This is a genomic window from Psychrobacter frigidicola, assembly GCF_007997305.1.
GTDB classification, from domain to species: domain Bacteria; phylum Pseudomonadota; class Gammaproteobacteria; order Pseudomonadales; family Moraxellaceae; genus Psychrobacter; species Psychrobacter frigidicola.
In genome coordinates, this window is the sequence record NZ_VORZ01000001.1 from 958663 (window position 1) to 983697 (window position 25035).

At 36.9% G+C, this 25035-nt stretch carries 21 protein-coding genes, 1 tRNA gene and 1 pseudogene; 13 read left to right on the forward strand and 10 right to left on the reverse strand.

The window, feature by feature from the left end:
* The first annotated feature begins 25 nt into the window (after positions 1 to 25).
* From ES754_RS03920 to ES754_RS03940, 5 genes are all read left to right on the forward strand, one after another.
* Positions 26 to 1186: a hypothetical protein gene (locus ES754_RS03920; RefSeq protein ID WP_147222233.1), complete on the forward strand. Its 1161-nt coding sequence runs from the start codon at positions 26 to 28 to the stop codon at positions 1184 to 1186.
* An 81-nt stretch (positions 1187 to 1267) separates the two neighbouring features.
* Positions 1268 to 2422, forward strand: a complete 1155-nt coding sequence (locus tag ES754_RS03925; RefSeq protein ID WP_147222235.1) for a glycosyltransferase family 4 protein — start codon at positions 1268 to 1270, stop codon at positions 2420 to 2422.
* A gap of 177 nt (positions 2423 to 2599) precedes the next feature.
* Positions 2600 to 3847, forward strand: a complete 1248-nt coding sequence (locus ES754_RS03930; RefSeq protein WP_147222237.1) for a sugar transferase — start codon at positions 2600 to 2602, stop codon at positions 3845 to 3847.
* 181 nt (positions 3848 to 4028) lie between these two features.
* Positions 4029 to 4385 (forward strand): cation:dicarboxylate symporter family transporter, encoded by a 357-nt coding sequence (locus ES754_RS12490; protein WP_147223273.1) that lies wholly within the window; start codon positions 4029 to 4031, stop codon positions 4383 to 4385.
* A 1360-nt stretch (positions 4386 to 5745) separates the two neighbouring features.
* Entirely contained in the window at positions 5746 to 6564 is an 819-nt protein-coding gene (locus ES754_RS03940) for a DUF5020 domain-containing protein (protein ID WP_227677703.1), read from the forward strand.
* Positions 6565 to 6709: 145 nt separating this feature from the next.
* Here ES754_RS03940 and ES754_RS03945 read toward each other — a convergent pair whose 3' ends face one another.
* Positions 6710 to 8371 carry an alpha-keto acid decarboxylase family protein gene (locus ES754_RS03945; protein WP_147222239.1) on the reverse strand — a complete coding sequence of 554 codons (1662 nt, stop codon included), beginning with the start codon at positions 8369 to 8371 and terminating at the stop codon, positions 6710 to 6712.
* A gap of 272 nt (positions 8372 to 8643) precedes the next feature.
* Between ES754_RS03945 and ES754_RS03950 the strand changes: the two genes are divergently transcribed.
* A tRNA-Gly gene (locus ES754_RS03950) sits at positions 8644 to 8718 on the forward strand.
* Between the two features lie 499 nt (positions 8719 to 9217).
* Here ES754_RS03950 and ES754_RS03955 read toward each other — a convergent pair.
* Entirely contained in the window at positions 9218 to 9454 is a 237-nt protein-coding gene (locus ES754_RS03955; protein WP_147222241.1) for a helix-turn-helix domain-containing protein, read from the reverse strand.
* A 122-nt stretch (positions 9455 to 9576) separates the two neighbouring features.
* Between ES754_RS03955 and ES754_RS03960 the strand changes: the two genes are divergently transcribed.
* From ES754_RS03960 to ES754_RS03975, 4 genes are read left to right on the forward strand one after another with little or no spacing between them, the layout of a single operon-like run.
* Positions 9577 to 9792: a hypothetical protein gene (locus ES754_RS03960; protein ID WP_147222245.1), complete on the forward strand. Its 216-nt coding sequence runs from the start codon at positions 9577 to 9579 to the stop codon at positions 9790 to 9792.
* 26 nt (positions 9793 to 9818) lie between these two features.
* A complete protein-coding gene (locus ES754_RS03965) occupies positions 9819 to 11063 on the forward strand; it encodes a site-specific integrase (RefSeq protein WP_147222248.1) in 1245 nt (414 codons plus the stop codon).
* Positions 11060 to 11353 carry a hypothetical protein gene (locus ES754_RS03970; protein WP_147222250.1) on the forward strand — a complete coding sequence of 98 codons (294 nt, stop codon included), beginning with the start codon at positions 11060 to 11062 and terminating at the stop codon, positions 11351 to 11353. Before ES754_RS03965 ends, ES754_RS03970 begins: the two co-directional genes overlap by 4 nt.
* 10 nt (positions 11354 to 11363) lie before the next feature.
* Positions 11364 to 11681 carry a hypothetical protein gene (locus tag ES754_RS03975; protein ID WP_227677701.1) on the forward strand — a complete coding sequence of 106 codons (318 nt, stop codon included), beginning with the start codon at positions 11364 to 11366 and terminating at the stop codon, positions 11679 to 11681.
* A 230-nt stretch (positions 11682 to 11911) separates the two neighbouring features.
* Here ES754_RS03975 and ES754_RS03980 read toward each other — a convergent pair whose 3' ends face one another.
* The 3 genes from ES754_RS03980 to ES754_RS12335 form a co-directional block, all read right to left on the reverse strand.
* Positions 11912 to 12478 carry a hypothetical protein gene (locus tag ES754_RS03980; protein ID WP_147222252.1) on the reverse strand — a complete coding sequence of 189 codons (567 nt, stop codon included), beginning with the start codon at positions 12476 to 12478 and terminating at the stop codon, positions 11912 to 11914.
* A gap of 1021 nt (positions 12479 to 13499) precedes the next feature.
* Complete coding sequence (locus ES754_RS03990) at positions 13500 to 14207, reverse strand: glycosyltransferase family 25 protein (protein WP_147222256.1); 708 nt, start codon at positions 14205 to 14207, stop codon at positions 13500 to 13502.
* Between the two features lie 664 nt (positions 14208 to 14871).
* Positions 14872 to 15003 carry a hypothetical protein gene (locus tag ES754_RS12335; RefSeq protein ID WP_265090704.1) on the reverse strand — a complete coding sequence of 44 codons (132 nt, stop codon included), beginning with the start codon at positions 15001 to 15003 and terminating at the stop codon, positions 14872 to 14874.
* 637 nt (positions 15004 to 15640) lie between these two features.
* Here ES754_RS12335 and ES754_RS03995 point away from each other — a divergent pair.
* On the forward strand, positions 15641 to 16729 hold the full coding sequence (locus tag ES754_RS03995) for a type III polyketide synthase (RefSeq protein ID WP_147222258.1): 1089 nt from the start codon (positions 15641 to 15643) through the stop codon (positions 16727 to 16729).
* Here the strand turns inward: ES754_RS03995 and ES754_RS04000 are convergent.
* Positions 16726 to 17817: an NAD(P)/FAD-dependent oxidoreductase gene (locus tag ES754_RS04000; RefSeq protein ID WP_147222260.1), complete on the reverse strand. Its 1092-nt coding sequence runs from the start codon at positions 17815 to 17817 to the stop codon at positions 16726 to 16728. The genes ES754_RS03995 and ES754_RS04000 overlap by 4 nt on opposite strands.
* Positions 17772 to 18485 (reverse strand): methyltransferase domain-containing protein, encoded by a 714-nt coding sequence (locus ES754_RS04005; protein ID WP_228267758.1) that lies wholly within the window; start codon positions 18483 to 18485, stop codon positions 17772 to 17774. The genes ES754_RS04000 and ES754_RS04005 overlap by 46 nt, the downstream gene beginning before the upstream one ends.
* A gap of 326 nt (positions 18486 to 18811) precedes the next feature.
* Here ES754_RS04005 and ES754_RS04010 point away from each other — a divergent pair.
* Positions 18812 to 19859, forward strand: a pseudogene (locus ES754_RS04010) (DUF4010 domain-containing protein).
* Positions 19860 to 20238: 379 nt separating this feature from the next.
* Here ES754_RS04010 and ES754_RS04015 read toward each other — a convergent pair.
* Together ES754_RS04015 and ES754_RS04020 are read right to left on the reverse strand one after the other, a co-directional pair.
* Complete coding sequence (locus tag ES754_RS04015; protein ID WP_147222262.1) at positions 20239 to 21540, reverse strand: glycosyltransferase; 1302 nt, start codon at positions 21538 to 21540, stop codon at positions 20239 to 20241.
* Entirely contained in the window at positions 21530 to 23569 is a 2040-nt protein-coding gene (locus tag ES754_RS04020; RefSeq protein ID WP_147222264.1) for a glycosyltransferase family 4 protein, read from the reverse strand. The genes ES754_RS04015 and ES754_RS04020 overlap by 11 nt, the downstream gene beginning before the upstream one ends.
* A 663-nt stretch (positions 23570 to 24232) precedes the next feature.
* Between ES754_RS04020 and ES754_RS04025 the strand changes: the two genes are divergently transcribed.
* Positions 24233 to 24451 (forward strand): hypothetical protein, encoded by a 219-nt coding sequence (locus ES754_RS04025; protein ID WP_147222266.1) that lies wholly within the window; start codon positions 24233 to 24235, stop codon positions 24449 to 24451.
* A gap of 330 nt (positions 24452 to 24781) precedes the next feature.
* Here ES754_RS04025 and ES754_RS04030 read toward each other — a convergent pair whose 3' ends face one another.
* The gene (locus ES754_RS04030; RefSeq protein ID WP_147223281.1) at positions 24782 to 25033 is read right to left on the reverse strand and encodes a helix-turn-helix domain-containing protein; all 252 of its coding nucleotides are present in this window, start codon (positions 25031 to 25033) and stop codon (positions 24782 to 24784) included.
* Positions 25034 to 25035: the final 2 nt, after the last annotated feature.

The window sequence follows — 25035 nt, forward strand, 5'->3', positions numbered from 1 at the left end:
GATATCAAACCATAGAGATAACTAAATGTCAGACCCAAGTTGGATTTATAACTACGGTTTTGTAGGTACAAGATTGTTTGAACTACCTAGCCTATTTATGTGTCTGTTATTAATAATAATAATTGGATATAAGTTTCAAGTTCCACGTAACTATCAGATTGTATTAGCACTGCACTGCTTTTTACCACTTGTTTTAAATGATGTATTATTTAAAGCTTCTTACATGCCGGACCAATTAAAATACTGGCTTACAGTCAACAATATTAGAAGTGGTGAAATGGGTTTTTTTGAAGCTCTAAATGATTCAGGAAACGTATTACAAGCCAGCGCGCTGCTTGCGTCGATCCCATTTCCAACACCTGTTTCAGTTATAAGTTTAGGATTCTATAACACCTTTCTTTATATAATTCTGTTCTTTATTCTATATGTAAAAAAGATATTCACGAACGTATCTGTGTGGTTTTATTTGCTATTTCCCAGTGCTGCTTTATATACTGCGCTAAGCTTAAGAGAAACATTAATATTTTTCTTTATGACTTTGACGATAGTTTATGCTCGTGAATCTAAAATTATTAGAAGTGTGCTTTGTATAATTCCAATATATTTAATTAAAGTCCAAAATTTTTACATTTTGGGTCCGATTGTTTTATTGTATTTTATATTTAATGTTGCCAAGAAAGGTATGGGATTAACTAAGGCCTTGGTTATTGTTGCTATCGGCTTAGCTGCCCTACTGGTCTCTGCGCCTATTGCTATCCCTATAGTTAATGATGCTAGAGTGTCTATGTTCGTTGAAGATGGCGGTAATCCGAAAGACATTAGCCTCATTACAGGTGCAGGTGACTTCGTGTTTCAAGGTCTGACGTCAGCTTTCTATTTCTTATCTAAACCTTTGCCATGGGAAGCAAGTAGCCCTTTACAGTTGATACAGTCAGTTGAAAACTTATTTGTATTAGCTATTCTATTTTCAATCACTCGACAAGCCTGGATAAAGCGGCCTGACAAGCTAGCCTTTTGGTTGCTATTTATGGCTTTAGGCATGTCTGTCTATGGGTTGGTTGTGGCCAACTATGGAACGGCTGTGCGCTATCGCTATGCATTCGTAGTGATTTATGTCTTGTTCGTCTGCGCTGACTGCAATATTCAAAAGCTCTTTTTGAAGAAAAATGTGGTTCTTAAAGAATAGCATGAGACATTTTATTTGTTTTTTAACATTCAGTTTCAACATACTTTTAATAAAAAAATTAAACCAACCAGGTAGAATATTGTGAAGTTTTTAATATGTGCAAATTACTTACCTCATGTACTGAACTTTAGAGGCAAACTATTAGAGGCAATAGCCAAGTTAGGTTATGAGGTACATGTGTTAGCACCGGATCCAAAAGCTCACACTGAAGATTACAATACGCTAGTAAACTCTGGTTACTTCATACATTCTATACCTATGCAGCGTACTGGGACTAACCCAATAGCCGACATTAAAACGCTAATGGTGACTTATCGCTTGTTGCGTAAGATCAAGCCTGACTATATCTTATCGTATACTATCAAGCCCATTATATATGGCACTTTAGCCGCATGGCTTGCTAAAGTACCCAAACGCTTTATTCTTTTTTCAGGGCTAGGATATACCTTTCAGGAAATTGAAGATACCAATCAACGCAGTGTGTTTCAGACGCTAATATATAGCTTACATCAACAAGCATTGGCAAAATCGAGTAAAGTATTTTTTCAAAACCCTGACGATTTAAACTTATTTAAGAAGCTAAATCTACTCAAATCTACTACCCCTACGGTAATCGTCAATGGTTCAGGCGTTGATGTTGCCGATTTTAATGTGCTGCCATTTCCCCACGATGATTCAGGAAACATTAAAACTTCTTTTTTACTCATTGCTAGGCTACTTAAAGACAAAGGCATCGTCGAGTATGTTGAAGCCGCTAAGATAATTAAAGAACAGCATCCAGCAGCTGAGTTTCATTTGGTTGGCTATATAGATGAAAACCCAGCAGCAATCAGCCAGTCGCAATTAGACGAATGGGTAGCTAATGATATTGTTAACTATTGGGGTAAGCTTAACGATGTTAGACCTGCCATTGCGGCCAGCTCTATCTACGTCTTACCTTCCTATCGAGAAGGTACATCACGCTCTGTACTAGAAGCAATGGCTATGGGCCGGCCTGTGATTACCACAGATGCGCCCGGTTGTCGTGAGACAGTAACCGAAGGTCATAACGGCTATCTAGTGCCGGTTAAAGCAGTGAACGAGTTAGCCGCTGCTATGGAAAAATTTATAGTAAATCCTGAATTGATTGCTATCATGGGACAGGAGTCTCGTAAGCTGACGGAAGAGATTTATGATGTGCACAAAGTGAACGAAATCATGATAAAAGAGATGGGACTGGTAAATAAAATGGCTTAAATTTAAATAAGTTCTCTTGTTTTCGGGCAATCATTTTATAGTTTTCATTTTTTATAGTAGCTTTTCTATCTAAATTGCTGACTAATCACCATTGTATGGTCTTTTACCTTACTAATAAGTTATACTTATCAAATTTTTTAACTGTGCACTGCAACCTGAGAATGAAAGAATCCAATTATGTTTAATAAAAAAATACTAGCGTACTTACGGTTTTTGCCTGTTCAGCTATTTTTTGGCTTATTGCTATGTACTTGGATTCCATATCTGTTTTTTGACTGGGATTACCTAACTCAAGGTTTTGATAAGGCCAGCACGTTTAATATCCTGATCAGTGCCACACTCACTTTATTGACTTTATTTACCCTGAACTTGATACGACAGTTCCCAGGTATTAATTCAACCTCCTATATATTACCTGTATTCCTTTTCTGGTTTATTATAATTTTTGCACTAGCCGAACTAACCCATTTTCCTTTTTCTTTTATCTACTATTGCTTAAGTAGCGTTTGCCTATTAAGTTACCTGTTTATCGTTAACATAATCAATCGTCGTTATGAAGTTCAAACTCTAGCCTATATACCAGTAGGTAGAGCTTTAAACATGCCCGAACAAGTACCATCAGCTGATTGGTTAAAGTTGGATACCACCAATTTAGATCAGTATGTTAACGGTATCGTAACTGACCTTCATAGCTATGACTTGACGGCTGACTGGCAGGAGTTTATTGCTAATAAAACCTTACAAGGTATTCCTGTCTACCACCATCGTAATATCCGCGAGTCATTAACTGGTAGAGTTAGAATCAATCATATGTATGAGAATGAACTGGGCTCACTACTGCCTTGTGAAAACTATATGCTAATCAAATATTGCCTCGATATCTTAATTATTTTGTTATTACTACCATTTACCCTCATAATTTTTCTATTGACTGCCATAGCGATTAAGCGTGAGGACGGTGGTAAGGTTTTTTATGTTCAATCACGAGTTGGTTATCGCGGTGAGATTATTAAAGTCTATAAATTTCGTAGTATGCGCGAAGCGTCTAAAGAAGTTTTAACGGTTGATAATGATGACCGAATTACCAAGGTCGGCAAGTTTATTCGTAAGACTAGAGTTGATGAGCTTCCTCAATTTCTTAATGTTATTAAGGGTGAGATGAGCTTAATAGGACCTAGGGCAGAATTTATTGATTTTGCAGTTAAACTTGAACAACAAGTTCCTTTTTTTAATTATCGTCATATTGTCAAACCTGGCATATCTGGTTGGGCACAAGTCAACCAAGGTTATGCTACTGGGGCCGAAGAAACCCAATTAAAAATTGAATATGATTTTTATTATATTAAGCACATCTCATTTACATTGGACTTGCTAATTTTCTTTAGAACCATTCATACTACGCTTACTGGATTTGGGGCGCGCTAGAGTTATCAATGTAATAACCTAGTCATTTCACTCCTTAAACTATGAGTAGATTATTATAATAAAATAACTTCTCCGTCCCAGATTACCCATTCTAAAGCTAATGAGGGTCTTATTCAGCTTAGGTATGCTGTGTACAGTGGCCAAGCGCGCAAAACCTGTATATGAATAATATGAGCTCGAAATCGGAGCCAGTAACGAGGTCATATCCGAACTTTTTAATAGTATTCTAATATGTGTGCCTAGCGGGATGTTAGGCATCACTACAAACACATTCGGTACACAAAGGTTAGGTACTGCCATCCCTCTTGGGAAATTTATTGGTACTTCATACCTTATTGTAAACGTCTTGGTTGGAATCACATTTCCGATAATGATGAAAGCTTTTGGTATTGAAACTATGAAGCTCTATAAAAATGTTAAAGAAGTCGCTTTTATACCACTTATTACTAGTATTAGCACCCTACCAAACTTATCGTTTCCTGGCATCAGTCGCTATCATTGGAGCATCGATATTGGGGCTTTAATAGCATATCTCTAGCCTGTTAGAAAACTGCCAAAGGCCAAGAAACCCATCGTTGGCTGGTCAAGAATGGGCATCAATTTGGATTTCGTCATACATATGTCACAGGGCGCGGTTAAGGCTATGCGGATGAGCCTTGGCACTAGAATACAGCTCGCCAATATTATGTCCAAATGTCACAGCCAAAAATGCCTAATATGTCGCTATCGCAAGAAATAAAAGATGCGGCCGCAATCACAGAGTTGTCTGGTCATATAATAAGTTACATCACTGAAGTAAACGCTTAACAAAGACTATCTTCTTCTTAAAATACTAGCTATGTCAATGAACTTACGCCACCATCTAGTGCTGTATAACCATTTAACAGGTCTGGAAACCGTAACCAAGAGCAATTTGATAAAAATATAAGTCATAAACAGTCATCTAATCAAAAGTAACCTATTAATAATTGTAAAAACGATTTCGCTGACGCCAACTCTTCTAGTAATAAATCACCTTCAGAATCCGTAAGTCACCCAATATTTATAAAGGTCGAAGACAATATACTAAATGCACAGAATAGAAAAAAGAGCTTTCTTAGAACAGCTACAGTAATTGCTATCGATCGATAAAACTAATATTCGCATTAAAACCCTTGTCTAATTATCCGTAGATGAGGGTTTTTATATACTCATATGATTTTCAAAAAATCTTAAACCAACACTCTAAAAAACGATACGGTAACCCAACTAAAACAGACGTAGTTCAATTATCAATGTCCAACGATTATTTCAAACCTATTCAGTTAATGTCCGCGAGTTTATCAATCTATACCAATTAATACTCGCCTTCCCTCTACTCAGAATATCCATACAAAGCCTACAAGATACCTACTACCCTTTATTACTTTTAATTTCCTCTGTTTACTATGTTTTCGAAGTATCTACATAGAATCTTTGTAAGTTTCTATCTTAATACTCGTTTTAAAAAAATATTTAATCCTGACCATTTAGTCAGTTATCTCAATAAAATCATGAGCTTAGTTAAGATTATTCATACAAATCACTTAGATAGACTTTATAATTGTCTAAAATAGAGTTGTCAGATGTTACAAAATATGATTAACTACCCTAAATCTTAACCAAATATTCCCAAACGTTGCAATAAATTATTTATTGTAATTGATATTTACACTTTTATAAGTGCATGTATTTTTTCAGAATATTTACTTAGGTTAAGAGAGTGGTGTTTTCCATATCTATTCACATCAATCTTTAGTAACTACTATGCTTTTCCATGGGTGTTGGCGTGTTTTAACAGGATGTTAAGACCAGTTTTGGTATACACAACCTACCCACACCCATGGGGAAATGACGACTGTACATAAGGGAGTAATACTGTGCGTTTTGATTCATCTACTAGCTTACCATTGTCTACCAAACTATCCATTATCAAGCCATTGACCGCCGCATTAGTTGCCGTTGTCGCGTTAGGCGCTGTGACTACTGGTGCTCAAGCAAAAACGTTATTTAAAGATACCAGTCTTACTGCCCTTTATGGGACTAACTTTAAAATGGTACCTACTGATCAAACTGCCGATCTTTCAACTGTAACTTTTGAGCATGCCTCAACCCACGACTGGGGTGGTATTTTTATGTTTATTGACCGTCATAATGGCGACAAATACGACTTAAAAAATAGTGACGGAGAAGTTACTGGTTCTAAAAGATACAAAGAGACTTTTGGTAAAATATCTCCTAAGTTTAAAGTTGCCACATTTAATGACAGCTTGATTAAGCAAGTAAACCTTGCTGGTGTGTATGAGTTCAGCTCGAACAGTACTGGGTTTGGTCAAGACAACTACTGGGCAGGTGTTGGTGTTGATTTAGACCTTCCTGTGCCAGGAATTAAATACGCCTCAGCAACCTTGTATCATGCTTTCAACGAAAACAAACCTGATGATCAAAAAATAACGCTTACCTCAGCTTGGGAACGCGATAACTTCTTGATCGACGGTTATGTAGATTTCTCGTTTAACAACGATGATATTGAAAACAATATCCACTTTAACCCGCAAGTCAAATATAATATTCAGCCTATGCTTGGTATCGATAACCGCTTAGAAGTTGGCGTAGAGTATGATTATTGGAAAAATAAGTTTGGAATTGATGGTGTTAACCAAAATGCATTTGCTGCACTGGTAAAATATCACTTTTAAACCGTGAATTAACGCTTTAAAACCAATGCTTTAAAGCGTTAGACATCGTACAAAAACCCCATTTAGTAACTTACTAAATGGGGTTTTTTACATTTGTAACTATATAGTCTGTTGTTGATTGATGAGTAGTATAACCTTAATACGATTATGGCTTGAGCGCCGCACTGATATCAGCCAGTAAAGGTGGTATATCATGCTTATCGGTCATGACCTCTAACAATACCAGTTTATCTATAATCGCTGCCGCTTCTTTGAGCGCAGATTTTAGTTGACCAGCAGTTTCAACCTTTAATGACAAGCTATTGTTTTCGTTACCACCAAAAGCTTGAGCTATTAATTGCCAATTGCATAGAGGAATATCGTTATAAGGCTGGTTTTCGCCATGAATAGCACGCTCAACGGTATAACCTTCATTATTGATGAGGATAATGACTGGATTGGTATGTTCTTGCAACATTATTGCTATTTCTTGAATGGTCAGTAAGGCTGAGCCATCCCCAATTAGTAATACACTACGCTTATTCGGGGAAGCAATAGCGGCGCCTAAGCTGGCAGGTAAGGTATAACCAATCGAGCCCCACATCGGCTGACCATAGCAAGTGACTCCTTCTGGCAGACGCACGTCACTAATCCCAAAATAGGCCGTTCCTTGATCCGCAAACACTAAGTTGTTATGGTTTAGATGGTCAGCAATGATGTGCCATAAGTCATCTTGACGAACGGCTTCATCGTCAGCGCCATTTTGCTCATGGGGCTGTATCTGTGCACATAGCGGCTTCGGCGTAATCTCAATGCCAGAAGTCATGACTTCATGTAAAGTTTGCAAGGCATCCTTGAGCGCGATAGGCGCAAAATTCTGACCGCCAATGCTAGTACGCTCATAATGCAGGTCGACCACAACCTTCTCATCGATATCTTGGCTAAACCCTGCGGTTGTGGTGTCAGTATATTGCACCCCAATCTTAATCAAGCATTCACAACTCTCCACCGCATCCTTAACAACGGGCCGTGATGCAACCCCTGCATAAGTCCCCGCCCAACGCGTACTCTGCTCATCAAGTAAAGTCTTACCCCATGATAAAGTGGTATAAGGAATATTAGTATCCGCAATCAAAGCTTTGAGCTGATTTTGCAGGCCCAAGCGGTGTACCATTAAATCTGCCATTAAGGTAGTGGTCTTGTTGGGTAAAAAATCCAGCAACGCTTGTCTAAAATCTGTCAGTGCCGCTTGGCTCGTAATATTCTCTTCACTATCAATCAACTTAGTCGTTGGCGGATAAATAGGCTGACGCGCCACATCTTGTGATAGCATTAAGTAACCTGGACGGTGCTTTTTAAGTACCATACGAATCACCCGATCTATCTCAGAGGCAGCGTTTTCGGAGGTAATTTGTGCACGTGCTACCGTTACTGGTTCTACCATTTTAATGAAATGGTTGAACACACCATCACCAAGCGAATGGTGTATTCGGCGTTGGCTATGTTGCTGCGCCATCGTAGGAGCGCCAACTACATGGAGTACGGGCGCATACTCAGCAAAGGAGCCCGCAGTGGCGTTAATTGCCGAGAGCTCTCCTACGCCAAAAGTCGTTACCATCGCAGCAAAACCACGCTCACGCGCATAGCCATCTGCAGCATATCCTGCGTTGAGCTCATTGGTATTACCTACCCAGCGTAACTTATCGGAGGCAATAATATTATCTAAAAAGGTGAGGTTAAAATCACCCGGTACACCAAATATCTCAGTTGCACCCGCTTCAGCGATACGGTCAAATAAATAATCAGCGATAGTATATTGTTTACTCATATTGCTTATCCTTCAGACTTCTTATTATATATAGTCATAGTTATCGATATGGTTAAAATTAATTATAAGATTGTATTTCAGCATATTTATCACAAGCAAAGCTTTTGGAATACATATTATAACCATCTGTTATATCATAGTTCTATAGTGGAATAACATGCCTATTTTGCTAACTTTTACTTTCTTGTGCTGAAACTATTGACAGAATCAAAAAACTGCGTATAATACGCCATCATCATCTAGTCATTATTTAATAGTTAGTTGATAATTTAGCGGGAATAGCTCAGTGGTAGAGCATAACCTTGCCAAGGTTGGGGTCGAGAGTTCGAATCTCTTTTCCCGCTCCAAATATTAAGAAAGCCTCACTTAACAGTGAGGCTTTTTTTTGTCTAATTTTCGGGGGTTGTAGAGAAATTCTCGAGATATATTTTTGAATATAGTTAAGCTTATCTACTCAGTCAAAAAGCTCATTTTCGGTGCGGTGCCCATTTGGTGCCCAAACCGTGCCCTGCCCTAAAACTGCGTATACGTATCTGACCACAACCTAGCCTTTTCTAGTCAAAAAGTCATCATGACACCTAACCTCGTGAATTTGGCACTATGCTGATTTTTGAACCCAACCTCAATTCAGCAAAAATCAATTAAAATTACAAGATTAAAATACATTCCATTTCTTTAAAAAACTGTGGAATTCGTATTTATAATAATAATACCTAAAATTAATCTTTGTCTTAAAAGAGACCCCAACTTATTATTCGAAGCAAATCTCCGCAAGTAAGTGCTTTCGCTACACTAGCTTTATATTAGCTAGCAGCTCCATATCAGAGACTATTCTCAATAGTCTTTTTATCTCTCGTCTGAAGAATCCTGTTCAGAAATTTCATCTGGAACATACTTCAAAATATCCCCTGGCGTTACCTTTAATACTTCGCACAACTTGCTTAGAGTATCAAATTCTATGCGAGTAGTTTCGTCGTTATAAATTCTATGCAATGTTGATTTACTAATATCTGTCGTTCTAACTAAGTCTGCTACTCGCAACCTTCTTTCTGCTAAAAGAACTGGTAAGTTACACAAAATCACAATAAATTCCTTATTGGTAAGTAAAAAGTACTTGCCAATGACTACTTTTCTGTTAATATAGTACTCGTTGGCAACAACAAAGTGTTTATCAAAAACTATTTAATACTGACTGGAGAACCATTATGTCACAGACTTATCTCACTACTCAAGAATTAGCGGACCGTATCAAATACGACGCACGTACTATCCGCAATCAAATGAAAGACACTGTTTTGATTGAGAATATTCACTACATCCGTCCTTTTGGCGGTCGTAAGATTTTATATGTCTGGGAGCGTATCGAAGAAGATATGTGTAAGCCAGTTATGAGTGCCATCAACGGTATGGCTTTACAATGATTTTTATTTAAACAAGGAGTCAAGCAATGGCCTCAATAAGAGCAAGGAATGGCAAGCTATTCGTAGATTTTAGATATATGAGTATTCGATGTCGTGAGCCAACAAATTTCACTGACACTCCCGCAAACGTTAAAAAGCTGACTTTAGTATCAAAAAAAATGGAAGCAGAAATAACCCTAGGCATCTTCGACTATGGCGCCTACTTTCCGAAGAGCACGCGTCTAAAAGAGATGACAGCACTGGCTGATAGAGCGGAAGCTTGTATCAGTCGCAATCCAACTTTTGGGCAGTTTGTCGATATTTGGTATGAGGAGAAGAAGATTGAATGGCGGCCGAGCTATCGGCAAAAGACGCAGATTATTTTAAATAAGTACTTGTTACCTGAATTTGGTGGTAAAGCGGTACATGCCATAAAAAAACCAGACTTGCTGACCTTCCGTAGCTCCCTCGCCAAAGTTCGTTACGGTAAAGATGGTCAGTCAAGTCTGTCAGTAGCAAGAATCAATCAGATCATGATACTACTTCGTATGATACTAGAAGAAGCATCAGATCGCCATGAGTTTGAGATGCCTTATAAAAACATTAAGAACCTCAAACAAGCTCGCCCAGATGTAAATCCTTTTACATTAGATGAGGTATGGCTGATTTTAAAACATGTCCGTGCTGACTATAAGCCCTACTACACCATTCGCTTTTTTACAGGGATGCGTACCAGTGAGATCGACGGGCTCAAGTGGGACTGTATTAACTTTGATCGGCGTGAGATTAGTATTAGAGGGGCATTAGTCAACGGTAAGATGGGTCCGACAAAGACGTTAGGCTCCCAACGTGATATTGCGATGTCGCAGTTAGTCTATGACGCTTTATTGGAGCAGAAGCAGCGTACCTTTGGTAAGTCAGAGTTCGTGTTTTGCAACTCACAAGGCAATCCAATGGAGTACCGCAATGTAAATAGACGGGTATGGAAACCCACGCTTGCCCTACTCGGTCTCAAACACCGGCGTGCTTACCAAACTCGGCATACCGCAGCAACGCTATGGCTCGCTGCTGGTGAGAATCCTGAGTGGATAGCACGGCAGATGGGTCACAGTAGTACGGAGATGCTGTTTCGGGTGTATAGCCGCTATGTACCTGATATCACCCGACAAGATGGCTCGGCAATGGATAACTTACTACTAGCAAGTAAGGAGAAGTTAGTCAGTGCATCGAATAGCTCTGAAGCTGAAGCACTAACTACGAATGAACAAATAGACAAGGAGACGTCACAATGAAAATTATCAATTATGAGCAGCTGTTTGGTGAGTTTAAACCTGACGGTGCGATCAGTAATGACGCAAATGTTATCGCTAATGCATTGATGCGTGAGTTGTACATCTCATATGGTCATAAACTAGCACGCTTCTTGGGAGTGAAGTCTTGCTTTGATAATGATATGGCGATGCGTATATGGGTGCAGAAGCGCTTGGATGTGAGTCTTGGTTATCTGGTTGATGATATGTGTCATCAGCTTCAGAGCGAGCTTTATGAGCTATTACCGCATTCTGGCTATGGCGGCTACTAAGGAGAATGTGATGAGTGTAAAACTTCAGCCGAATATGACGCAGAACGCACGAGATCTAAATATCTGTGAGGATTACTGGTCATATGATAACGAAAGTGATTATATCGCGCATGTAGAAACCGTCTGTGAGAAGTATAAAATAAGCCCTCAAGTACTGTTCGAGACAATCGGTGAGTGTTTTGCTTATTTAGATGATGTGCGATGCGAGTACTGTGGTTATGTGTGCCCTTTACAGATACCAGCAGACATCCCTTATATGCGCTCAAAAGACAGTTGGTGCTGTGAAGTATGTGAGTATGCTGTGTGGCGGGAACATAATCATAGATAAGTCGTTCACAATATTAAAGCCAGATAGCTTAGGTTGTCTGGCTTTTTCGTGCGCAGCATTTCTTCTCTTAAATACAGCTTAAATTTAGTGTGCCACTACAACGTTGAGGTGGTTGATTTCTTTCGTCAAGATAGCCCAAGCTGAGGCATCTAAAAAAAGGTAGGGGGGGGTATGAGCCAATTTTAAGCTAAAAAACTGGCTTTAAAAGGTAAATACAGAAAAAAGTTAGTTTAAAATTCATTGTAGTCCACTGTAACGAGTTTAGATTGCTGAACCTTTTTTAGCTTGAATGTTTTGGTCTTTTCATCCCAAATGTTGACATAATAGGTGATAAGTTGTTTACCGGTGGTTTCATTGACTTTCTCGCCTTCACAATTGCAGCTGATAAATAAGCGGCTATTGGAATAGAAAGCCAAACGCTCATTGTCATCGAGTTCCGCTCCGTCTGCAAAGCGTTCTGCGCCACTTTCATAAGGGGTGACCCCATCCTCAGTTTCACCCAGTGGGATATCGTATACTTTGCCAGTACGTTTATCAATCATAGCCCCTGACACACAGCTTGTACCACAGCCCCAGGTTGTTACGATATAGTTACCCGCGAAGTTAATGTCACCATCTTTATGAGCTGCTTTCAGACGAGTACGAAAAGAGCGCCAGTCACCTAATTTTAAGGGTGCTTGTTTACCGTTATAAATTTTAGCAGGGTATTTTTCAAAGCTGTAACCAGCGATGGTTTGGGCATGAGAGGTAGAGATACAAGCCAAGGCAAGACCAAGACAAGCCGCAAGCTTTTTCATAAGCATTCCTTTTTTAATAGGGGTCAGTATAGAAAACGGAAGTTATATACGGTAAGTACATTTGTTTAATTCTACATCAATTAAATTAAATAAGTTTTTCTAAAATTACTTATTAAAATAACAACCTGATAAGGTTTAATCAGGTCTTGCAAGCTCTATATTGAGCTTGAATACAATCAAACTAGAATTCAAAAGGGTTTGGGGATGAAATCATCTAGACAGGTTTATCATGAGTTTTATTGCAACGCCACTTGATTAAAATCTCCCAGGTTTGGTTCTACGGATTTAACAGCATACCCCAGAACGTATTGAGTACAAATTTCTGGATATATTTTTTAGAAATATTATGAGCTTACGCCGTGACAATAATGAGAATTATCGGTGGTATCTCACGAAGGTATCTTCGGGCATCACTGCGCACTCAGCTACTATCTCATTCCCGGAAAAAAGCCATAACGACTTTAAACGGTTCTTGACGATTAGCACTTACCTATCACCTAACAAAAAAGCGTGGCTAGTGACCAGTAACAAGAAGTTGATTGAAGCCGTTCAAGACTTGGCTGAAACGAAGAATATGAAAAAATCTGAAAACGAAGAGTTTTCAACTTGGCTTTTTGGCATTTGTATACCTGACAAACATGAGAATAATGCAGGAAAGATACGCTACTCCTCATTACTAATGATTTATTATTCATATCATGTTAATTATGGATGAAGAAGTTGACATTCAGTTGATGCTCATTTAAATCTTTCATTCATGAATATACCATGATGAGCATAAACACCTAAAATAGTCTGTTATAAGTGGTTCCATTATATCGTTCTATTTTAAGTGATCTATTAATTGGTTAATGTTCTTAATTAGGTAGTTCCACTGGGGTATACTATTGTTTATAGAAGCAATATCGTTAGGTATGTTAAATAGTTTCTTTTTTCTATATACCTATATGCTTTCAACACATGTAATCTAAGTCGTGATTTTATATCATCCTTGACCCTTAAAGGAAAAGAAGTTTTTCTATTAAGGGTTAATTGATACTTTGTTTAAAGCTGCAAGCTCCCTTTCTTTTTTCAAACGACTTTTATTAGAATGGCCTGATGGATGATCGACAAATTCAGATAAGTATATTTTTTGGATAACATCGTTTCCTACTAAATATTGCCAATCATCAGCAACTATAAAGTTGACTTGGGACAAAGTTATAAGTTTTTCAGCTAAACATGAGCTCATAAGATAACAGCAAGTTCCATAAATAAAACCCTCGCTTTTAATAGTTTTACTAAACTTCTGACCACCTACTACAGTGATGTTTTTGATACTCTTAACAATTTTATCTTTAGAAACATCAATCTGACCACCAAGAATATAAAGTGATGTTGGATCTAATTCAGTAGCTTGAAAAGTACGAATAAATGTCTCAAATCTTTCATCTAAAATAACATCATCTTCTAAAATACATGCCCAATCTATATGTTTATCCAATATATCTTGGTAAGCTTTAAGGTGGCTTAAAGTACATCCAATCTCGCCAGGGGTTGCTGAGAAGCCTCTATTAAGAATTCCTCCTCTACTTTTATCTCTAGTTATCTTTATAAAATCTTCTGACAACTCCTTTCCATAAATAGCATCAATAAAAATAAATTTTAAACCAAGGTTTTCTAGGGATTTACTAATCGCCTGTCTCCTTTCTATATCCTGCTTTAATGAAATTATATATATATGCAACATAATTACTTATCCCAAATAAATGTTTTGTCCATAACTCATAATATGCCTTACTTTTACCATAGCTATTATCAAGAATAGAGGATGGAGTATCTACTAAACAAGATAAGGTATGGCCATGTAAACACAAGATTATCACCTTTTCATAATTTGAAGACTGATCTAAGCCTGACTAATATCCTAAATTTAAGAGCTCTAATAAAAAGGTTGCTATTATAATAAGTAACACCATTTATAATTATTTTATTTTTACTTAGTAAACAGAATACTTAGTGTGGTGTAGCGCTATAGACTTGGTTTTTTAGCGTCACTATATTATAAAATCACCCGCTTCTTGTGATTATAAAATCTCGCTTGAATTAACTTAATAATAAGTAAAGGTAACAGAAAACTGGTTAATGTAACATATTCATCTATGAGGTACTCTGGTAGTTTAACTCTGTTTGTTTATTTGAACTTATAATGGTTATGTCTCCCTGACTAAGGGCGAAACAACGATTCTATCTGTTTCTCTAAATATTGCTTATTAGACAGGTTCAGCTTTACTCGCATAAATTATAATTATGTTAAGCGTTAACTTATAAAAAAATTCCTGAATTTAGGGCTTTTTCGTACAGAGTTAAGTATAGCTGCTAATTTTCGTTCATTGGTATTATTTTTTAAACATCTAATCTTCTTGCTGTTTTCTAGGTCTAGAATGTATTGGTATGTTCAATAAAGGTTTTTCATTAGGTTCTTCAACTAATACGCCTTCTTTCTGTGATCTCTCAAAGGCTTTCTTTGCATAAATTTTATCCATGGCTCCTATTCCACTAACTCTCTCTATTCCTTCTTTCAAAGCAGGATTAATATTGTGATCTGGTTCAATAACACGCCCAATATCAGGTCTAATACCTTTTTTAATGTCTTTAATACCTTTAATATCTTTCCTTCTTTAGTGAACATTATAAATAATACATTTCTTATATTCTATTAATCGATAGCGCTATAAGAACTACTACTAAAAAATATTGTTCAATTAAAATAACTTCTTAATCACATGTCATAGCATAGAATTATATTAAACAAAACCTTAGTGGATTGCAGTAAATGTAAGAGAAATACAGATAATCGCAAAACATAGTGTAAGTTTAAGGGGATAGTTTAGTTCTTAGTGTAGGAATCACATTAGGAAAAAGGAATATTTCGGACAAGTAAAAGAATAGTTTATTCTAAACTTTCAGCAGACATGGAATGAAAATTACACGACTCCTTATCCGTTTACAGTTCCTGAATAAAATAGAGAAACGAATCAATATTTAGTTAATTAGGTGGGTGTCCGGCTATTTTTTGTCCAGCTATTTCCATGGTAAATGTATAGTATTTATATTTTAATAGGGTTGGCGGCAATAAACATGTAATATTGCTATTCAGTCTTTATAAAGCAGGATTTCAGGATGAAAAGCAGTATTACCGCCATTGGAACCGCAGTCCCGCAGTATAAATTCACGCAAAGCGAAGCCGCAGTGCTCATTGCAGAACGGTTGCAATTGATTCCTGCAAAAAAAAGACTGCTTAGATTTATTTATAATGCGACGGGTATTGAATCGCGGCATAGTGTGCTTAGCGATATGGGGCATCTCTCAAACTCCAGAAGTGACATATCATTACCTGATTTAACCACAGCAGGCCGTATGGCACTTTATAAAGAGCATGCGCTGCCGTTAGCCGTTTCTGCTATCAAGGAATGTATGGAGCAGTCCGATGCCACATTTGCCGATATCACACATGTTATTACAGTCAGTTGTACAGGCATGTATGCGCCCGGCTTAGATATTGAAATTGTGCAGCAATTAAAGTTGCGCACCGGTGCCAAACGTACGGCAATCAATTTTATGGGATGTTACGGTGCCTTTAACGCGTTGAAGGTGGCAGATGATGCCTGTCGCGCGAATAAAGACGCTGTTGTTTTAGTTGTGAGTGTTGAACTTTGCAGTCTGCATTTTCAAAATGATGATGATTTGGATCATCTGGTTTCAAATGCGATTTTTGCAGACGGTGCAGCAGCGGCACTGATTCAGCCTATGGCTGAGAACCGGAAGAGCCTATCGATCGAGGCCTTTAATTGTGATTTATTACCACAAACCAGCGAAGATATGGCATGGCATATAGGAGATTCAGGGTTTGATATTGTTTTAAAATCCTATGTTCCAGAAGTGATTGAGTCAGGGATTGCGGAGTTTATGGAGAAACTATTGAGACAGGAAGCGATCACCGATGTTAATCACTATGCCATTCATCCAGGCGGTATGAAAATACTGCAAGCCTGTGAAACAGCGTTAAATATTACAAAAGACGAAAACAAGCATGCTTATCATGTGATGCGTGAGTATGGAAATATGTCATCAGCCACCATCTTATTTGTTTTGAAAGAATTGATGGCCAATTTGACAGTTAAGAATGATCAAGAAACTATTTTTAGTTGCGCTTTTGGACCTGGATTAACCTTAGAATCAATGTTACTTAAAATAAACCAGCCGAATTAAACATAATCAAGCTTTTTGAGTACAAGGTTCACCAGCTTAGGTGATCGTTTCAGTAGAGGCAAAGCCGATTGACCCACCCTTGGTTGCAGTAATGCGGCGTTAAGTACGTTCCCTAATAGTACTTTTGTTTTAATCGATTTCGAATAGTTGTTACGATAGAGCTTAGGTTGTTGTTTTAAGTAAAACTGTACCGCTTGAATAGCGCTATCAACACTATGCGCAAATCCAGAGCCAATCGCAGGGTAAAGCGACGCTATTGCATCCCCTATCCAGTAGCTGTTAGGCCAGTTAGGCGGGTTTTTTTGAGTAAATGCAGGTGCGCGACCCGACATAATATCGATAACGCTAAGATCAAGTGGGGTGAATATTTTTTTAAGCACAGGATGAGATTGTGTCAGATGCTGAAAATATTCATTCGGCGAAGTTGCCGCATCAACTGCTTCTCGTTTTGCCAAACAGGAACAGTTACTTATTGTCTCGCTGATTGGAACAATTCCCAAATAAGCTTTATCCAGACTGAACATCTTAAGACTATGATCATTTTCGGTATGGGAAAAGTGCAATTTGAAACCAAAATAAGGCAGAGCGATTTTTTTATTGTCTTTGTTGTTGCTAAGTTTACCCGTTGCGAAAAAAGCACTTTTAGCCTCAATGATTTCACCCGTGGATAATTTGAAGTAAAATGGCGTTCTCTCAGTGGCAGGTGTTGTGTACTCTAGATAGGTGTTTTCACGTATGCGTCCACCCAGTCTGCGTGCTCGTGCCGCTAACTTTAGCTCAACGTCACTTCTTGATATGCCAGCAGAGGGCTTAGTGAAGTGAATATCTAATTGTTTGCTTCCAGCATAAAATGTGGCATGAGAAATGGGGATAAAAGGATCAATATCCCAACGCTGTAGTTGCTGCGCCGCAATCGGTGCTAAGAATTCGCCACACATTTTAGGTGTGCCGATGGTTGAGCCTTCGATTAAAAGCGCCGCTATACCTTGATCCAGCAATGCATTTAGGCACGATAGTCCCGCAACGCCACCACCGATAATGACTACTTCTTCCAAATGATAATCCTCCAACGAAATGGGAAACACCATTTAACTTGGTAGTGTTTCATTCCTGCTTGTTCTAACAGGGTAATTAATTCTTGACGGATAAAGCCGCGCTTGATAGAGATAAGACCATCATAGGTGATGAGCCTATTGCGAAATAAGATTGGGCTGAAAAGGTAGTAAAACCAATAGGCAATGGGGTTGCGGTGCAAATCATTAATGATGACTTTGTCTTTTGTGGTGCGTAATGCTTGTTTGAAAAAGGCAATAATTTCTTCGTTGCCCATGTGGTGGCAAACCATTGTTGCCAAAATGATATCAACACTATTTTCATCAAATGTTAATTCAGGCTCAGCCATTTTCTCAAATTTCACATTTGAGGTATCCGATGTAAATACGGACTTCTCATGATTAGCCATATCAATTGCTTCAGATGAGATATCAATGCCATGGAATGTCATCTTTGGAAAATGACGACTGAGATTAAGAATAAATAAGCCTGCGCCACAACCAACGTCCATCACCTGCGCTTTTTTCCCACTTTTCTTTAAAACATTCACTGTCCCGTGAAAGGTTCCAAGAATTTGGTTGATACGAAATAGCATTTTTTGACAATGAGTAAATTCTTCAGCAGTGTAGTTGCCTGGACCTAAGTCGAGAATTTCTTTTTCATTTGAGCGATGCGCTAGCATAGTTTTTTTCCAAGAATTCATTCAATGTTGCAAATAACAACACATTTACTATAAATACAGTACAGAGAAACTAGTTGCTCTAGATTTGGTTTGTTTATTATGTAATTCCTAAGTACTCTGATGATCTTTTATCATCTCTTTAAAAACTAATAACTATACTATACGTGAACTACTAAAGAATAAACGGTTCAATTCCATGTTCGTAATGATAGAGTTAAATCTCAGGCAGTCTTTAACGGTATAGATCGCCAGGACAGGTATGGTTTGATTTTTATCATCATGCTGCGTCATCAAAATATCCCAAGTTTAGTTATACGGATTTGACAGCAGGGGTCATGGAAAGTGGGATGAATGTCATAATGGTTAATACATTTACCATTGAACCTGTCCAAAATTTAATGACTGCATCTACTGCAGCACTGGGTTGCGGACTACTCATTGGTCTAGAAAGAGAGCGTAGCAAACAACGTGAAAATCCACACAGCTTTGCAGGTATTAGATCTTTTGCAATTTGCTCTCTATTAGGGGCAATTTGCAATGCATGGAGTAGCGGTTAGATGGATTACTGAGCGTGAATTCAAAGATGGTATCTTTTTACTGGCTTTACTTTTAATTGCACTTCCTTTAACCCCCAATAAGGCTCTTTGGGGTTCAGTACTAAATCCTTATATTATTTTAAAGTTATTGACATTGATTTTAGCCATTCAAGCACTAGCACATATGGCAAAGAGGCTTCTACCCTCACGCCACGCCATGTTTGTATCTGCTTTAGCATCAGGATTTGTATCCAGTACTGCCTGCGTTGCAAGCCTTGGAATAGAAGTTCGTCAGGGTCGTGCCGATGCAAAAGAAAATGCGGGAGCTGCCCTTATATCCTGTGTCGCAACAGTGGTACAACTTCTTGTTATTGTTGCAGGTGTAAGTTTTAGTTGGCTTAAAATTTTATTATTCCCATCTATTATTGCCATTATAATTTTAATTATTCCTGCAATCTGGTTGATGAGAAAACCTCGATCCGGAGAGAAAGTTAAATTAACGGATACCCCCATGTTTAGTTTAAAAGAGGCGGGTATCATTGTCGTTTCACTTACTATTATTCAAGTACTTGTTTATGGTTTAAGTTTATGGCTGGGTGACGCGGGTCTTATTGCAGGAACCGTACTTAGTTCTATGTTTGAGGTGCATGCAGCAATAGCTGCCGTAGTAATGCAAGGAAACCCAACTAACCCTGTTTTATTGCTCGCCTTATTGTTAGGTTTAGCGACACATGCCATTTCTAAATCAATCAATGCGGCAGTTACGGGTGGTTTTCAATACGCACTTGCTTTTGTTCCAACCCAAATTATTCACATGACTGTTTTAATTATCTTGATATATACTATGACGAATAATTAAAACATTTCTCTAATTTATGGGTGTAATGGACATTTTTCATGTTGATACAGAGTCTAATGACCTATGCAAATTTACGTCAGAGCGTTTCTAAAAGTTTAAGGTAAATTGCTTCACACCCTCGACTTGAGGCCGAACCATCGAAAAACCTCGAAATATCATCAACAAGTACACTGAAAGAGACAATCTACAGTTAATAATATAAATATTAGCAACTTACCTATCAAGCTCGGTTCCCACATAGGGAACCGAACTGATTGAATCAGTTCGGCAGTTATCACATCATTAAGTTAGATCAGTTACTGAAGGATCGCTGAGCTTGTCTCTCGCCTTCTCTTTATGGTATTTATAATTTGTCACAATTAACGTTCTCTGTAAAATATTATTTTAGCCCTAACACTATTTTTGCTGCAAAGTCACTGCCTCTACTTTGGCTAATCTCACTATAATGTTTGAGCTTATCTTTTGAAACTTGTTCTACATGTTTAAAAGCAGACACCATATCGTGATGATCAAAATTATTAGGGTCTAGGATTACACCTAATTCTTTTTGTTCAATATCATAAGCTATATTGAATTGGTCACTTGAAAATGGCAAGATAATCATTTCTTTTCCATAATACATCGCCTCTGTTAAAGTATTGCAACCACCGTGGAATATAACTAAATCAATCCATGGCATTAAGGCAATTTGAGGAATAAAATCAGATATGATTGTTTTATCTGAACTGGGTTCTTCTAAGGCTTTTGCGTTTGCTCCAGCAGAAACAATAATAATTGCTTCTGGATACTGTTTTCTTGCTGACTTAATTAGTTTATCTAAAATGTCTTTACGATTGGATAAAAAGGTTCCGAGTGTAATGAGTATCTTCTTTTGATTATTATCTACAATCTTTTTCCAATCATTGTCTAAATTACGTTCTTTAAAGCTGTGTCCTGCATAAATCTTATAAGGCATTCTTTCTAACTCTTCTAGATTATTAAAATCAAAGTAGTTATAAATAACCGCAATATCAGACACTAAATTAAATGCATTATCAATTGGGTGAACCAAATTATTTTCAGAAATAATCTTGTTAAAAACTTCTGTAAATTCTTTTTGTGTGCCTTTTGACTCAGCTCTTAATCTGTCTAAATCACTTTCTTCTACCTTAATAGCAGAAGGCCAATATTTTGGCATTCCGTAATTCATTTCTTCATCTGGAATTGTGTAAGGATGTGGTGGACAAAAGGTTATAAAATCCAAATCTAATGAATAGAGTGCTAAAGTGACGCTGTAAGATAAAATGTCCACAACATATAAATCAACATTAAACGTTTCATCAATCCTCTGGATATCATCAATTAATTTATGTGGATCATAAAGCATATCTGCTTTGCGGTGTCTTGATTGAGTTATTAACGTCTCAACCGCTCCTTTTTTAGTTGATTCAAAGAACTCTTCTAAGCGTTCTTTTTCAGAATCTGGTTGATCTGTATTCTCTGCCTTTTGAATATTTTTATTTGTGCTAATATCAATTTCGTAAAATTCTAGTCCTTCACCCTTAACTTGATCTTTAAATTCTATGCTGCAACCCATGTAAATTTCGACACCTAGTTTATTAAAGCTTTTTGCTAAGTTTAACAATGGGTTGAAATGAGAATAAAATGGCGGACTAATGAAAAATATAGATTTATACTTCATTTTCTTCACCTCCAATTACTGAAAGATAAGTATCGGTAAAAGTTTTAGCAATTTTATCAATTGAGAATTCTTTTTCGATTGTATCTTTACCTGCTTTTTGAATTTCTCTAAATTCTTCGGTGCTTATATCAGAATTATAGAGAATTTTTTCTGTTGCTCTCGCAATTGTTTTAGAGCTAGAAGTATCAATTAAAAATCCGTTTCCTCTGTTACTAATATAGCTTTTTACGCCACCTTTAATTGGTGCGATAATGAGAAAGCCTCGAGACATTGCTTCTAAGATTGCGATCCCAAATTCTTCTTTAATACTCGATGCAAGGTAAATATGCGGAAAGTCAAACGTCTGTTTCTTGATGCTTTTTTCTACTAACTTTATTTTATCGTTATGTAGTGCACCTTTGTGGTAGAACTTATCTTTTAATTCAGGTCGATCCTTTATTCCTTGATTAAACAAATCAATAATTTCTTGTTCATCTTTATTAGGATTTTCTAAATCTCCACCAATAATCAATAAATTATAAGTTTCATTTAATTTAGAATTTGACCATGCTTTAAATAAATTAACTTGTCCTTTTATCTTTGCAAGTCTACCAACATTTAAGATAATAGGTTTGTCGCAGAAACTTGGATGAATTCCAATCAATTCGCTAAGGTTGCACACTTCGACATCTTCTTTATCTTTAAACATGTCTTCGTCTGTCTTAATGCCTTCTGCAATCATTTTAACTTTGTCCTTGATATTGTAATGTGTGAATTGTGGAAAGTATAAGTGTAGTTCTTTGTTTACTTTTTTACCACCAATCCCCAGAACTTTATCACTTTTGAGAATTAAGTTATCACCGATTGCTATTTTGTTTGCTAAGATTTGAAGTTCATTAAAAGAAAAGTTTTTTAATACATCTTCTTCATCAATCATATTACGATGTGGATCGGGCGCTAATGTTAAGACTAACTTTTTATTTAATTCTTTACTTAATTTTGCAACCGCGACAGATGCATTATCTAGATATCGGATATGGAATAAACCGGGCTGAGTATTTAACTTTTCAAGATAATTTTTAATGTAACGTTTAGTAAATAGTTCTCTTTTTAAAAACGGATCACTCACTGTTCTATCAAGGTACGCAGGCAGTCGAACAAATAAATGATTGTCTTGATAATTAACCATAAATGGTTTCTCACTGACATCACTTATGGTGATAGTTATCACTCGGTCAATTCTTTCATCAAAGGATACTTCATCACCCAAAATTTTTAAAAGAATTGCAAGACCTCCATTATTTCCTTTACCACTGTCTTCAAAATCTCCATAGAACATAGATTGTAAAATAACAACACCATTTTTTTCTCGTTGATGTTTACCTTTCAAAAATTCAATATAATCGTTGACAAAGACAAAACTACCCTTGACCCTAATTTTATCTCTTATTAAGGTTAAATCTAAATTATTAATTGAATAAAAATGATCCAGCAGAGCTAGTATTTGAATTTTTATCGTTGTAGGATAATCTAGTTTTATTTGATTGTATAAATATTCTTTCGATACCTTTAAGTTGAATTGTTTTAAAGACTCAAATAATAAAGTGATAGTATCAAAGTCATCCTTGTATTTTTCAATCATTTCTACAATAGAATCCAGTGATAATATATCGGAATTTACTTCTAAGTTCAGATCTAACAAATGATATATTTTGTCTTTATTATTATCTGTATTTTCAAGTTCTTTTCCAATAAGACTTTCAATTTTTTCTTTTGGATAGGTACTATATTCCTTAAGAATCGTGTCTATTGTGAATCTATCAGTGTAAGGGTCTTCTCCCAAATAAGATAAAAGCTCTTCAAGCTTGTTTTCATCGAGTTCATTACCTTTATTGATTTCATTAATATTATTAAATCTAATCAAAAATCTTTCTTCAATTGTTTGTAATTTATTTTCAACACTCATTACATTTTTTATTAAAACCGGTGTGAAATCGTAGGCACTATTATTTTTAAAGAAATTTTTTCTTAGTTTCACAAATTGGTTCATATTTCATCCTGCTCTTGGTATTCAGGTGAATGTAATCAAGCACTAGCGATAGCATCAATACTTTTAAATATAAAGCTTCGCTTAAGAACTATTTCACATTATTTTATATTCCCCATCATATCAAATTATAGTCAGTTCAAAATAAAATTGTTATGGCTAGGGCAAACATCATAAAATAATTTAGATAAATCATTTTGCATCCAGCCTTGGCGTAGAAAATTTGCTTGAGCTCATTTCTTTTCAATGAGGTTCAGATCATTAGGTTGTCAGGCTTTTTTGTGTGCAGCACCTCTTCTCTTAAACATTATCCAAATTTAGTACGCCACTACAGTTAGCATTAAAAACCTACGTTATTCTGATCGCTATCGTAGGAGTAAGTATATTGTGGAGTTTCAATAGTCATATCACCACCGATGACTTTTAGACTTTATCAGAGTCTGTCCTCTTAGTTTACCAAGTTTGGTTCTACAGTCTCTCCGACATAGCTCAACACCACTTTTGACAAATTATAAATAGCTTGTTATGATAAAAAACATCGTGGGTTTAAGGCTACTTCCAGCGCGATGAAAAACAAAGACTGGTAAAACGCACAACTCCTTTTCGCTCTGTAAGGTGACTGTGTCGTTTCAATTTGGCACAGACAGAGCAATAGGAGATTTCTTTATGACTACTTCTAGTCAATTGATTCCAAATTTCATACTTCTCAATCGTTTTCCTCATACTCAGCGACTGAGTCTTATGAGCGCTTTCAGCTTTCCTGCTTTTTTAAACAAGCCCTCCAAACAGCTTCGTAAACCGTTATCAGTCTCAATCACTGATAGGCCAAGCTATGTTAAGAATATGGCTTACCTTGGTTTTATTACTGTGCCCAACGACTTTTAAGTTTGACTCACAGCGATAAAACCCACTAAAAATTTGAATGCATTCACCTCATTTAACGATTATTAACAGGTAACCTTATGAAAACATATAGCGGTAAAACCAACCAAGATGACAACGCTAATAGCAAGCAAGATACAGGCGCGAGAGTTCGAATCTCTTTTCCCGCTCCAAATGCTTAAAAAGCCTCACTTGACAGTGAGGCTTTTTTTTGTCCAATTTTCATGGGTTACAGCGGTTTTTTGTGATGATTGACAATACTAGGAAACGGCACCGTGACCAAAATATTCCCACCTTGTAAAACCTCTCTATATACTCCCCCAACCTAAAACTTTACCTACAAAAAAAGTAATGCGCAAAATCCACTTTCACTATTTTATCTTTAGTATTTGGCTTATATATAAATAAATCACCTACCTGCACGTCTAAGAACTCACACAGCTGGTCAATAGCATTAAAGTCAGTTTTCGAAGATTCTTCATTATATAACTTATGCAGTGTTGACTTACTAATGCCTGCTGCTCTTACCACATCTGCTACACGTAGCTTTTTCTCTGACAAAATTATGGGGAGTTTAGAGCCAATCG